The organism is Arthrobacter sp. GmRoot5-12 (genome assembly GCF_059739365.1).
The window spans coordinates 512,488-525,349 of the sequence record NZ_AP046056.1 but is presented as its reverse complement, the minus strand read 5'-3'; the positions used below and the strand labels follow the sequence as shown (position 1 = coordinate 525,349).

The 12,862-nt window shown below is 68.4% G+C and carries 8 protein-coding genes; 3 read left to right on the top strand and 5 right to left on the bottom strand.

The features are described 5' to 3' along the window. Positions 1-16: 16 nt before the first annotated feature. Positions 17-1,345: a TIGR01906 family membrane protein gene (locus AC6JAM_RS02305; protein ID WP_497933924.1), complete on the top strand. Its 1,329-nt coding sequence runs from the start codon at positions 17-19 to the stop codon at positions 1,343-1,345. Here the strand turns inward: AC6JAM_RS02305 and AC6JAM_RS02300 are convergent. Further along, positions 1,336-3,165: an AMP-dependent synthetase/ligase gene (locus AC6JAM_RS02300; protein WP_495635486.1), complete on the bottom strand. Its 1,830-nt coding sequence runs from the start codon at positions 3,163-3,165 to the stop codon at positions 1,336-1,338. The genes AC6JAM_RS02305 and AC6JAM_RS02300 overlap by 10 nt on opposite strands. Positions 3,166-3,232: 67 nt before the next feature. Continuing rightward, the gene (locus AC6JAM_RS02295) at positions 3,233-4,960 is read right to left on the bottom strand and encodes a dolichyl-phosphate-mannose--protein mannosyltransferase (protein WP_497933923.1); all 1,728 of its coding nucleotides are present in this window, start codon (positions 4,958-4,960) and stop codon (positions 3,233-3,235) included. A 46-nt stretch (positions 4,961-5,006) separates the two neighbouring features. Between AC6JAM_RS02295 and rsmI the strand changes: the two genes are divergently transcribed. Continuing rightward, on the top strand, positions 5,007-5,882 hold the full coding sequence (gene rsmI, locus AC6JAM_RS02290; protein WP_056393510.1) for a 16S rRNA (cytidine(1402)-2'-O)-methyltransferase: 876 nt from the start codon (positions 5,007-5,009) through the stop codon (positions 5,880-5,882). Between the two features lie 181 nt (positions 5,883-6,063). Further along, complete coding sequence (locus AC6JAM_RS02285) at positions 6,064-7,563, top strand: NAD-dependent succinate-semialdehyde dehydrogenase (protein ID WP_478222128.1); 1,500 nt, start codon at positions 6,064-6,066, stop codon at positions 7,561-7,563. Positions 7,564-7,623: 60 nt separating this feature from the next. On the opposite strand, the gene AC6JAM_RS02280 is transcribed toward AC6JAM_RS02285, so the two are convergent. Genes AC6JAM_RS02280 through AC6JAM_RS02270 form a run of 3 tightly spaced genes read right to left on the bottom strand, consistent with a single transcriptional unit; the run spans position 7,624 to position 12,770 of the window. Continuing rightward, entirely contained in the window at positions 7,624-10,152 is a 2,529-nt protein-coding gene (locus AC6JAM_RS02280; RefSeq protein WP_495635487.1) for a transglutaminase TgpA family protein, read from the bottom strand. Next, positions 10,149-11,660 (bottom strand): DUF58 domain-containing protein, encoded by a 1,512-nt coding sequence (locus AC6JAM_RS02275; protein WP_268002820.1) that lies wholly within the window; start codon positions 11,658-11,660, stop codon positions 10,149-10,151. The genes AC6JAM_RS02280 and AC6JAM_RS02275 overlap by 4 nt, the downstream gene beginning before the upstream one ends. Positions 11,661-11,669: 9 nt before the next feature. Further along, positions 11,670-12,770, bottom strand: a complete 1,101-nt coding sequence (locus tag AC6JAM_RS02270; RefSeq protein ID WP_018770139.1) for an AAA family ATPase — start codon at positions 12,768-12,770, stop codon at positions 11,670-11,672. Positions 12,771-12,862 lie beyond the last annotated feature (92 nt).

Here is a 12,862-nt window from a genome sequence, read left to right as displayed (position 1 = left end):
CGGAAGTGACGCTGCTGTGAATGACGAGACACCGGCCCGCGCCAAAAGCGCCACGCCGCAGCCGGAGCCGTTCCTGGACACGTCCGGGGACTCCGACGAGCCCGCATTTTCCTGGCTGACGCCCGCTGCCGGGGACAAACCGGCCGGGGACAAACCGGCCGGGAACGAACCGGCCGGGGACAAACCTGCCGCTGGCAAGCCAGGCGGAGAAAAGCCAGCCGGCGACAAGCCCGGCATCAATAGGACCGGCCCCGACGAGCCCGGCGGACACGCCGGCCGGAACCAGGCAGCGGCAGGAAGCAAGGCCGCCCAGCCAGGAAGCCGGGCCGACCGCAAGGCCGCGGAAGCCGCCGTCGGATCCTCCGCCAACGGCTCCTCCACCGCCGGAGCCCCAGCCGCCGCAGCTGCCGCCTCCCGCAGGCCCGCGGAGCACACTTCCACTGCGGGCTCCGCCGCGGCCGGGCCCGGCACCGGTTCGCCGGTCTTCAAGGAACCCCTTCCCACGTCAGCACTGCACGTCCGTCCCCCCGAGGAGGAAGTGGAGCGCCGCAACGCCCAGCGCGAAAGCGCCGCGAACGCCAAACCCGTGGCACCGCGTGTCATGCAGGTTTTGCTGGCCATCACCTACCCGGTAATCCTGCTGATCCTGGCCGTCCGGGCGGTGACCAGCCCGCTTTTTCTCTGGGTGGAGTACAACCGTCCCGGGTTCCCCGGTGACGGGTACGGCTTCAATACCGACGACAGAATGACGTACGGCTCCTATGCGGTGGACTACCTGAGCAACTGGGCGGGCCCCAGGTACCTGGGCGATCTGGTGCACCGCGGCGGCGAAAAGCTCTTCAAGGACGGCGAAGTCAGCCACATGGCCGACGTCAAGGTTGTCATCCTGTCCACCTTTGGTGCCGGTGCACTGCTGCTCCTCCTGGCGCTGACCGCCATCCTGTACCTGCGCAAACGCAGCACCGGCGGGATCCGGCGCGGCCTCTTCGCCGGTTCCATCATCACGCTGGCACTGATCCTGGGCCTCGGCACGCTGGCGGCCCTGGGCTGGCAGCAGTTCTTCACCGAATTCCACCGGGTCTTCTTCGCCGCCGGGTCCTGGACCTTCAGCCTGGATGACACCCTGATCCGGCTGTTCCCCAGCCAGTTCTGGATCGACGCCGGCATCGCCATCGCGGGCCTGGTGCTCCTGGCATCCATTGTGACGATGGTCCTCACCTGGCCCACTCGACGCCGCCGCGGTATTGCGCAGCAGGCAAAGCCGGCCAGGGCGGATCAGGACGAGGCGGGCCGGGACAAGGCGGACCGGGAAAAGACGGGGCCGGCCACGGCGGATCAGCCGTAGATTCCGGCAATCTCCGCCTGAAACTCCTGGACCACTGCGGAACGCTTCAGCTTCAGGGACGGTGTGAGGTGCCCGGACTCGACGCTGAACTCGGCGTCCAGAAGCCTGAACGTGCGCACCGATTCGGCTTTGGACACCATCCGGTTGGCCAGGTCCACTGCCTCCTGCACCGCAGCCAGGACGGCGGGATCGTTCGCGGCTTCGCTGAGGGGGAGGGGAGGAAGGCCCCGTTCGGACCGCCAGTTGGCAACGCCCTCCGGGTCCAGGGTCAGCAGGGCTGACACGAACGGTTTGCCGTCGCCCACCACCACGGCGTGGGCCACCAGTTGGTGGCTGCGGATCTTCTCCTCCAGCGGCCCGGGCGCCACGTTCTTGCCGCCGGCCGTGACCAGGAGGTCCTTTTTGCGTCCCGTGACGGTAAGGAAACCGTCCTTGTCGAGTTCACCGAGGTCTCCGGTACGGAAGAATCCGTCCACGAACGCCTCGGCGTTAGCCTCCGGATTGGAATGGTAGCCCCGGAAAACACCGATTCCCTTGACCAGGATTTCGCCGTCTTCGGCCACCCGGATGGTGGTGCCCGGGATGGGAATGCCCACCGTTCCCACTTTGGTGCGGGAAGGCGTATTCGCGGTGCATGGCGCCGTGGTCTCGGTCAGCCCATACCCCTCCAGGACGGGAATGCCTACGCCACGGAAGAAATGGGCATCCTCGGAAGCCAGGGGACTGGCCCCGGACACGGTGTATCCCACCTCGCCACCCATCGCCTGGCGCAGCCGCGGGTAGACCAGCCGGTCATAGATCCCGTGCCTGATCCGGCTCAACCGGCCCGGACCAGGCCCCTCGCCGCGGCTGTGCCGGTCCTGTTCGCGTGAGTACTCGATGGCGGCGGCCGCTGCGGCGTCGAAGAGCCTGCCCTTGCCTGCCACAGCGGCCTTGTGGGCGGCCGTGGCCCTGACCTTTTCGAAGATGCGCGGCACCACCAGCAGGAAGGTGGGGCGGAACGTGCCGAGGTCTTCGAGGAGCTGGGCGGCCCCGGGGGTATGCCCCAGCGTTGCCCCTGCGGCAAGGCATACCACCTGGACGGCGCGGGCCAGCACGTGGGCCAGCGGCAGGAACATCAGGGTGCGGGCCTGGTCCTCCTGCAGGATCTCGGGCAGGAACGCAACGATGTTCTTGGCCACCAGGGCAAAATTCCCGTGCGTGATCTCGCACCCTTTGGGCTTGCCCGTGGTGCCCGATGTGTACACCAGGGAGGCGAGGTCGGCCAACCCCGCGCGGCTGCGGTGCCGCTCCAGTTCAGCATCACTGACTCCGGTGCCCGCAGCGGCGAGGCTGGCAAGGTCCGGGGCCTCGCCGTCGTAATCCATCCGCACCACGTTGACCAGGCGGTCGCTGAGCTCGGCGCAACCGGCCACCACTCCGCTGACCAGCTGCACCGTGGCCCGGTCACCGGCGAAGACGCGGCGGACCCCTGCGTCCTGGATGATCCACTCCACCTGGCTGGCCGAGGACGTTTCGTAGATGGGCACCGTCACACCGCCGGCGAACCAGATGGCGAAGTCCACCAGGGTCCATTCGTACGAGGTGGGCGACATCACGGCCACCGTGTCGCCGGGCTCCAGGCCCCCGGCGATGAGCCCCTTGGCCAGGGCGCTGACGTCCTGGAGGAATTTTTGCGCGGGGATATCCACCCAGCCGTTGGGGCCCTTCCGCCGGTACAGGGCGTGGGCCGGGTTGGCGGCGTGCTGCTCCAGCAGCAGGTCAGTCACGTTGCTGTTGGCCTCAAGCTCAACCAGCAGTTCCGTGCTCGCTTCTCTCACAGCAGGTCTCCGTTTCCGCTGCCATGCCGCGGCAGCGGCTCCTTCAGGTCTCTGTTGCCATCCTGCCCTAGATCCAGGATGGCATCCACATCCGGACCTTCCAGTCGACGTACGGGATGACCTCGCCGGTCCAGATCGGGTAGAAAAACGCCGACAGCAGGAGCGCCGCCGCCAGGAACAGGACCACCAGATACATGCCGGAGCGACGGCGCCACGGCGGATCCGTGGCCCGGCCCAGGACCAGCCCCAGGCAGTACACCAGGGCCAGGACCAGGAACGGCTCAAAGGACACCGCGTAGAAGTAGAACATGGTCCGCTCCGGATACATGAACCATGGCAGGTAGCCCGCGCCCACCCCGGCCAGCACTGCCCCGGCGCGCCAGTCCCGGCGTCCCACCCACCAGAACAGCAGGACCACCAGCGAGATGGCTGCTGCCCACCAGATCAGCGGGTTACCGACGGACAGGATGGCGGAGGTGCACTTTTCCACGTCACAGCCCGGGGTGCCCTGGGGCGGGGATTCATAGAAGAACGACGTCGGCCGTCCCATCACCAGCCAGCTCCAGGCGCTGGCCTGGTAGGGGTGCTCGGAGCTCAGGCCCTGGTGGAACTTGTACGCTTCCAGGTGGTAGTGGACAAGGGACCGGACGGAGTCGGGCAGCCAGCCCCATTCCGCTGACGGGTTGCTCTCCGCCCAGTGACGGTAGTAGGCATTGGCCGAAAGGAACCAGCCGGTCCAGGTGGCCGAGTAGACAATGGCTGCGACGGGCACGGTGGCCGCGAAGGCGGGAATTCCGTCCCGGATCACGCCGCCGCTGATCCAGCCGCGGATGCCCGCCACCCGCCGGGCGTTGAGGTCCCACAGCACGGTCAGGAGGCCAAAGCCCGCCAGGAAGAACAGGCCGGACCACTTGGTGCCCACGGCCAGGCCCAGGCAGACCCCCGCGGCCACCCGCCACCAGCGCACGCCCAGCCACGGTCCGGCCAGCAGCGCCCGGGCCGGGGGCTGTCCGCCGTTCGTGGCGGCGGCATGGGCAAGCCGGGCGGCCAGGCGACGGCGCCCGTCGTCGCGGTCCATCAGCAGGGCGCCGAACGCGGCAAGGATCCAGAACGTGAGGAAGATGTCCAGCAAGGACGTCCTGGACATCACCAGGTGGTGGCCGTCGACGGCGAGGAGCAGCCCCGCGGCACCCGCGAGCGGAAGCGAGTGGAACAGTTTCAGGGCGATCAAGGACACCAGCAGCACCGTGAGGGTGCCGGTGAGGGCTGCGGCGAAGCGCCAGCCAAAGGGATTCTCCGGCCCGAACAGCCACATCCCGGCCGCGATCATCCACTTGCCCACCGGTGGATGGACGACGTATTCGGGAGTGTTCAGCAGGACGTCCGGATTGCCGGCATTAAAGGAATCATTTGCCTTGTCCGGCCAACTGCGCTCATAGCCGCTCACGAGGTAGGAGTAGGCGTCCTTGACGTAGTACGTCTCGTCGAACACCAGCTTGTGCGGCACTTCCAGGCGGATGAACCGGAGGAGGCCGCCGGCCACCGCCGTCAGGACCGGGACCAGGACGAACCACAGCCGGAGCGACGGCGGATAATCCCGCCAGGACATGCCGGTACCAATGAGCCTTGCCCGCAGTGCCTCCACCGTGAACGCCTCATCAGGCCGGCTGATCCAGGGGCGGGCGGCCTTGCCGCCGGGTGCCGTCCCGGTTGCCCCGGCTTCGGCCGGGGATCCCGCGGCGTTGGGTTTCCCGGGCCCCGTGGGCCGCGTCGAGGTCTGCGTCACGAGCCCCATGCTACCTTTTGCGGCTGCGGAGACCCGGCGGCAGTAGGCTTGGTGGGTGGACCCGAACCCCAGCCCCCTTTCCGAACCCGGCCCTGCGACCGCGGGACGGATCGTCCTTGCCGCCACTCCCATCGGGAACACCGGAGACGCCTCGGCCCGCCTCGTGGAACTGCTGGGCACTGCAGACATTGTGGCCGCTGAGGACACGCGGCGCCTCCACCGTCTGGTCCAAAGCCTGGGCATTGACGTGGCGGGCCGCGTCATCAGCTACCACGAGCACAATGAGGCCACCAGGACCGCTGAGCTCCTTGACCACGTGCGCTCCGGCAGCACGCTCCTGATGGTCACTGACGCCGGGATGCCGTCGGTATCCGACCCCGGCTTCCGGCTGGTGGAAGGCGCCATTGCGGCGGGACTTCCCGTCACCGCGGTTCCCGGACCGTCCGCGGTCCTCACGGCCCTTGCGTTGTCGGGCCTGCCCACGGACCGGTTCTGTTTTGAGGGATTCCTTCCCCGCAAGGCCGGCGAACGGGCCTCCCGCCTGGCGGACCTTGCCGGGGAGCGGCGCACCATGGTGTTCTTCGAGGCGCCGCACCGGCTCGAAGCCATGCTGCGTGCGCTGCGCGAGAGGTTCGGGCCGGACCGGCCCATCGCAGTCTGCAGGGAACTGACGAAAACGTACGAGGAAGTCATCCGCGGCACTGTTGGCGAACTGCTCCAGTGGGCCGAGGACACGGAGGTCCGCGGCGAGATCGCCGTGGTGCTCGGCGGGGCTCCTGAGCAGGCGGCCGGCACCCCGGAGGACCATGTGGCTGCCGTCAATGAGCTGGTGTCCCAGGGCATCCGGCTCAAGGAGGCCGTCGCCGCCGTCGCCGAAGACGTCCGGGTCAGCAAGAGGGAGCTCTACTCGGCCGTCCTGGCGGCCCGCTAGCCGGGCCACGGTCCGCTTTCGGCGCCTGTGCAGGTGCACAGCGAAGCCGCGATTCCGCAGTGCGCATCGGCGTAGACCATAGCCATGCCCCGCAGTAGTCTGGCTGTTAATCAGCCCCATGATCCCGGTCACTCCGGCCGCGGCGATGGGCTGCCACAACCCTACTGACGAGGGAGTCATCGTGACTGTCACTGCACAGCCGGCCGTTTCGGCCGAGCGCGAAACCCGGCTTTTGGCCTCCGTTCCCACCGGGCTGCTCATCAATGGTGAGTGGCGCGACGCCGCCTCAGGCAAGACGTTCGACGTCGAGGATCCCGCCACCGGGAAGGTGCTGCTGAGCATTGCCGACGCCGGCCCCGAGGATGGTGCGGCAGCCCTCGATGCTGCCGCGGCTGCCCAGGAATCCTGGGCAAAGGTGCCGCCGCGCGAACGCGGGGAGATCCTGCGCCGGGCCTTCGACCTGGTCACCGAACGTGCAGAAGACTTCGCCCTCCTGATGACCCTGGAAATGGGCAAGCCGCTGGCCGAGGCCCGCGGCGAAGTAACCTATGGCGCCGAGTTCCTGCGCTGGTTTTCCGAGGAAGCAGTCCGGGCTTTCGGCCGGTACTCGGTCTCGCCGGACGGCAAGTCCCGCCTCCTGGTCACCAAGAAGCCGGTGGGCCCCTGCCTGCTGATCACCCCGTGGAACTTCCCGCTGGCCATGGCCACCCGCAAGATCGCCCCGGCCGTCGCCGCCGGCTGCACCATGGTATTGAAGTCGGCCAACCTGACGCCCCTGACCTCCCAGCTGTTCGCTGCCGTGATGCAGGAGGCCGGGCTGCCTGCCGGTGTCCTGAACGTCATCCCCACCTCAACGGCCGGTGCCACCACCGGGCCGCTGATCAAGGATTCGCGCCTGCGCAAGCTGTCGTTCACCGGTTCCACCGAGGTGGGACGCCGGCTGCTGGCCGATGCGTCCGAAACCGTGCTGCGGACCTCCATGGAACTGGGCGGCAACGCCCCGTTCCTGGTCTTTGAGGACGCTGACCTGGACGCGGCCGTTACCGGCGCCATGCTGGCCAAGCTGCGGAACATGGGCGAGGCGTGCACCGCAGCCAACCGCTTCATCGTGCACGAGTCCGTAGCCGGGGAGTTCGCGGAGAAGTTCGCCGCGAAGATGAAGGACATGACCACCGCCCGCGGCACCGAGCCCGAGTCCAAGGTGGGGCCGCTGATCGACGCCAAGAGCCGGGACAAAGTCCACGAACTGGTCTCCGACGCCGTCGCCTCCGGCGCGAAGGCCGTCCTGGGCGGCGCACCGGTAGAGGGACCGGGCTACTTCTACCAGCCCACCATCCTCTCCGGCGTCACCGAAGGCACCCGGATCCTCTCCGAGGAAATCTTTGGCCCCGTCGCTCCGATCATCACCTTCTCCACCGAGGACGAAGCCGTCCGCCTGGCCAACAACACCGAATATGGGCTGGTGGCCTACGTCTTCACCAAGGACCTCAACCGCGGCATCCGGATGGGCGAGAAACTCGAAACCGGCATGCTCGGCCTGAACGCCGGCGTCATCTCCAACGCCGCGGCGCCCTTCGGCGGCGTGAAGCAGTCGGGCCTGGGACGCGAAGGCGGCCTCGAAGGCATCGAGGAATACCTATACACCCAGTACATCGGCATCGCCGACCCCTACGCCGGCTAGTTCCGGAAGTTTCGCAGAAATCAAGTGCCGGCCGGGGTTTCCCCGGCCGGCACCTGCCGTTCAGCCCTGCCCGGCCCCGCGGCCGCCGTCGGCCGCCCCCGCCTTGGAACGCCGTCCTGCCGACGGATGCCCGGGCGCCCCGGGGCGTAGGCGCGCTGCAGCGTGAAGTGCTGTGCGGATGGTCCTGCCGGCCGCAATGAACGGCATCCTGAGCAGCTGGCCCAGCCGGCGGGTGACCGACGGCGGAAGCCATGCCGCCGTCAAACGCCTGCGCAGGGTGGCGTTTGCCCGAAGGGACGCTTCCACGGCCGCAACCCCGGCTGCAATGTCGCCTTCGGTCGGGTCGGGGCCGGAGCCCTGGGAACCAGTGCCGCCCGGGCGGCCGTACCGGTAATGTTCGAACGCCGAGGTAAAGCGCGACACTGCCCCGTGCGCCTCCTGGTCCATACCTCCGGGCTCACCCAGCAGTTCAGCCCGGAACCGGGATGAATATGCCCTGGGCGTCTCGCTGTCCGCGGGGGGCAGGCCGTAGTCGGCGCCAAGATCCTTGATCTCATTCCATGCCGACGGTACGGCCAGGTCCGGTCGCCTTGGACGCAGCCGCCGTGACCTGATACCCCTCCGAACCAGGTGGGGGGCGGCCACCAGGAGAAGCAAGCCCACCAATGCGGCTGCACCAAGGAACCAGGGGGTCAATTGCGCGGAGTCGCCTGTGCTGCTGCCGGCGCCGGGGACGGCCTGGGCAGTGGTGCTGGGGGATGGGGCGGGAACCGGGGCCGTATCGGGGATGAGGCCGTCGTTGTTGCCCAGGGAATCCGCGACCGAAGGCGCTGAGGCCTCGGTTGCGTAGTCCGGGACCACCCCCCGCGACGGCGTCGGCTCGAACGGTACCCAGCCCAGGCCCTGGAAGTACAATTCCGGCCAGGCGTGGGCGTCGCGCGCATCTGCCTCGTACTCCGGGAGGGCGCCTTGGCCGGACACGGAGACCGTCGCCCCGGTCAGCCTGCCGGGGGCATAGCCCACGGCGATCCTGCTGGGGATTCCTTCCAGGCGGGCCATCACCGCCATCGCCGATGCGTAATGGATGCAGTAACCGCTCTTCTGCTGCAGGAAGTCAGCAAGGACGGAAAGGCCGTTACCGTCATAGCCGCCCTGCACCGGGGACTGCAGTGAATATGTGAACTCGGACGAGCGCAGGTACTTCTGGATGGCCAGGGCCTTCTGGTACGGCGTCCCCGCACCCCCGGCAACGGTCTGTGCCGTGGTTTTGACGATGTCCGGGACGTTGCCCGGGATGCGGGTGAAAATGTCGGGGATGCCCCGTGCGGGCCCTGAGGACTGGGCCAGGAGCGCCGCGGAAAGCTTGGGCACCGCGGAGGTCACCACGTACTCCTGCCGCCGGGTGGTGGTGTCAGTGCCCTTGATGCTCAGCGTGGCCGGATCCCAGGTCCACTGTCCGCCCAGTCCGCGGACGGTCTCGGGCGCATAGGGCGCCGGCAGGTAGGGACTGGTGAAGGACCCGGTGTCGATGGCTGTCACCAGCCGCACCTGCTCATCGGTCAGGACCGGATACCCGGGGTCGATCCGGCCGTCAAGGGGCACCCTGGAGGCGGTGCGGTCGTCCGGTCCCCACGAATCGCCGTCGAAATTGTCCACGGTGACCGATCGCAGGTAGAGGGGGTTGGGCGACGTGGTGGCGTAGGTGATCCTGCCGCTTCCGTCCGGTGTGCGAAGGCTGTTGCCCAGGGTGATCATCGGATTCAGGCCTGTGGCGGCACCCCACGGATTGAGCCGTGAACCCTGCGGGAACGTGCCTGTGTCGAAGCCGGGAATCGCCAGGGGCAGCACCAGGGTGGCTGCCAGCGCCACGGAGCCCGTCAGCACGGCCCTGCGCACCAGGCCCGGGCTTCGGGCCGAGCCGCCCTGCAACCTCCCGTCCGGGGCAAACCATTGGCTGCAGGCGAGGATCAGCAGGTAGCCCGCTACGGTGGCAACGAAACTCCATACCCCCACGCTCTGCGGTTTGATCATGGCCGGAACCACCAGCAGCGCAAGCAGGCCTGTGCCGGAGGCGGCCGGCATCCCGAGCGGAACCGCGAGTGCATCGACCAGGATGACAGCCAGGCCAAGCACGGCACAGACCACCATGACGATCCCGGCGTTGGGCGCCACGGGTGCAGTCTCTGCCAGGACAGTCTCGCTGGCCCGCCGGATCAGCCGGTCCAGGTCCGGGAGCGTGGCACCTGTAGGGACCACCCACAGGAAACTGGAGCCGCGGAAGAACGTCAACGTCAGGACGGCGCCCAGTGCCACGAATCCGCCTGCGGTGACCAGCAGGGGCTGGGCCCGGACGGAACGCAGCGCGGCAAGCGTGAATGCCACCACCAGCACGGTGGTCATCACCGGCCAGTACCAGTTCCAGCCCCGCAGGACACCGTTCAAGGACAGGGCAGCGCCGCAGACGGCCACGGTGATGGATCCCCCCATGGCCCACGGGTAGGCGCCGGCGCGCAGGCGTCCCGCAGGCATTTCATGCTGTGCCTGTGCCTCGTGGCCCGCACCCGTTGGCCGGGCCGGCGCCATGGTCATGTGGCCACCCCCGCTCCCCGCCGGACCTCTGCCGCCGTAACCACCGGCAGGGCCGGGTCCTGGTCGAACTGGCGCCACGCGGCGGCAAGCTGCGTCGCGGGCGCCACGGCCACCGCCCGCCAGCCGCCCTGCCGCAGCACTTCCAGGACATCCTGGGACTCCATGGGACGTTCCACGGCCAGGATGGCGAACGCGTTGGTGCCGTACGAAGCGGCAGGGGCCAATGCTGCGGCTTCCTCCCTCGTGATGCGACCCAGGACAGCGATCAGTGGCCCGCGCATCCGATGGGCGGACAGCTTGTCCATCAAGTGGTCGTCAAAGGCCGGCAGTCCCTGCTCCGGGCTTCCCTGTGTCCGCACTTTCGGGGCACCGGGGCGCGGCGCGTTCCTGGCCATGACACTCAGCTGCATGACACCCCGCTGCACATCGTCCCGGCGAGTGCTGTCCCGGTGAGTGCTTTCCCGGCGGGGGTGGGGCGCCCCGGACAGGTGGATGGCGGCAAGGCTTTCGGCAATGGACTGCAGGCCGGATGATCCGCTGAATTCTTCCACCGCCGGTTCCGGGGACGAGGGGGAGTGGAGGAACGCCGGTTCCCCGCCCGTGTCCAGCGCCCGAAGGCTGTAGTTGCGCTCGGCAAGGTGTGCGCTGACGGACATGGTGGCAACAACAGCCCACTCGAAGGTGTCGCTGGTGGCCGGCGCATGCCCCTCCGGCACGGGCAGGCCCGGCATCGACGTGCCGGAGCCCCCGCCGAACGCACTGGCCCGATGGTCCAGGATGATGGTGGCTTCCGGCGTGGTCACGGACTCCTCCTGCCTGACCATCAAGGACCCATGCCGTGCCGTGGCAGGCCAATGGACCCGTCGCATCGGGTCACCGTGGCGGTATTCCCGGGTCATGATGTCGTCGTCGCTCGGGTTTGCCCGGACACGGGTGGCGGTGACGCCGTCGTTCCCCCGCGCTCCCGCCAGCCCGGCGGCAGGCAGGACGACGGATGCCGGCGTCACGGTGAGGATGTCGCCGTCGTCAATCGCCTGCCGGTGCAGGGAGAGGCCGAAAGGGTCGGTGAACTCGGCCGTGACCGGGCCGATCCTGAACTGCCCCCGGTACCTGGACGTGAGGTGGTATTCGTAGCGGCTTGTGCCGCCGGTGGCCGAACGGGACGGGAACCGGAAGGACGGCGCGTGGCCGAAGTGCGCCGGCAGCCGCTCCTCCATGGCAACCCGTCCGCTGCCCGGGCCCGTCCTGGCCACGGCAAGGTGGACCGTCGCCGGGGCGGAGGTTTCCACAGGGGAGGGATTGAATTCGCGGTAGACGCGGAAGCGCGGCTTGACCAGCCTGACGCCGGCAAGGGAGACGAGCGGCAGGACCAGTAGCAAGATGGCAAGTGTCAGGAGGTCCCGGCGCCCCATGACCTGGGCCGCGGCCAGCGTGAACGCCCCGGCTGCGAGCATGCCCCAGCCGCGCCTGGTGAACAGGTGCCGCGGAAGCTTATCCAGCAGGGCCATGGTCCGTGCCTAGCGGTTCCTGCTGCCGGCGGCGGCCGCGGCCCGGTTGGGCTGCCCCGGCTGGGCCTGTGGCACGGGCAGCCTGGACAGGATGCCCCGCAGGACGCTGTGGGGTGTCTCGCCTGCGCCCGCCGCCTTCCGGTCCAGGATGATGCGGTGCGCCAGGACGGCCTCGGCCACGTCCCGCACGTCGTCCGGCAGGACGAAGTCGCGGCCCTCCAGGGCGGCTGTGGCCTTGGCGGCACGCAGCAGCTGCAGCATGGAACGGGGACTGGCGCCGAGCCGCAGCAGCGGGCTTTCCCTGGTGGCCCTGCCCACTGCCACCGTATATTCCTTCACGGCGTCTGAGACATAGACCTGCTGGACAGTGGCGGTCATGGCCGCGACGTCGGACGCGGTGACCACGGGGGAGACATTGGCCAGCGGCGAGACCGCCTGGTGGGTTTCGAGCATCTCGATCTCTGCGGCCTTGTCCGGGTAGCCCATGGAAATCCGGGCCATGAACCGGTCCCGCTGGGCCTCCGGCAGCGGATAGGTGCCTTCCATTTCAATGGGGTTCTGGGTTGCGACCACCATGAACGGCTCATCGAGCTTGTAGGACGTGCCGTCCACGGTGACCTGATGCTCCTCCATGCACTCCAGCAGGGCGGACTGCGTCTTGGCGGATGCGCGGTTGATTTCATCACCGATGACGATGTTGGCGAAGACCGCACCCGGCCGGAACTCGAACAGCCTTGAGGCCTGGTTGTAGATGGACACCCCGGTGACATCCGAGGGCAGCAGGTCCGGGGTGAACTGGATGCGGTTGACCGTGCAGTCGATGGTCCGGGCGAGGGTCTTTGCGAGCAGGGTTTTCCCGACGCCGGGCACGTCCTCGAGCAGCAGGTGGCCTTGTGCGAGGAGTACGGTGAGCGCCAGCTTGGCGGCATCGGACTTGCCGTCGATGACGGTATTGACCGTGGTGAGGATGCGCTGCGCCGCGGCGTGGAAGGACACCGGGTCCATGGCCGCAGGCCGGTGCCCGTTCAGGTGGCTGACGGAATCAGCGACGCCGGCCAGGTTAAGGTTCGGTGCGCTTCCATTGTTGGCAGTGCGTCGGTGGGGTTCCATCGGCAACCTTTCAGCCCGGGTTTCACCTGGACGGGACAGCAAGCCTGCCTTCGCCCCTTGGTGGGCGTGCGCGTGTGTTCGTTCCAGACTAC

What these genes read in the sequence shown, in the direction of transcription:
- AC6JAM_RS02295 (WP_497933923.1), bottom strand. Translation starts at nt 4,960, where the DNA reads ATGGGGCTCGTGACGCAGACCTCGACGCGGCCCACGGGGCCCGGGAAA.
- AC6JAM_RS02280 (WP_495635487.1), bottom strand. Translation starts at nt 10,152, where the DNA reads ATGACCATGGCGCCGGCCCGGCCAACGGGTGCGGGCCACGAGGCACAG.
- AC6JAM_RS02275 (WP_268002820.1), bottom strand. Translation starts at nt 11,660, where the DNA reads ATGGCCCTGCTGGATAAGCTTCCGCGGCACCTGTTCACCAGGCGCGGC.
- AC6JAM_RS02270 (WP_018770139.1), bottom strand. Translation starts at nt 12,770, where the DNA reads ATGGAACCCCACCGACGCACTGCCAACAATGGAAGCGCACCGAACCTT.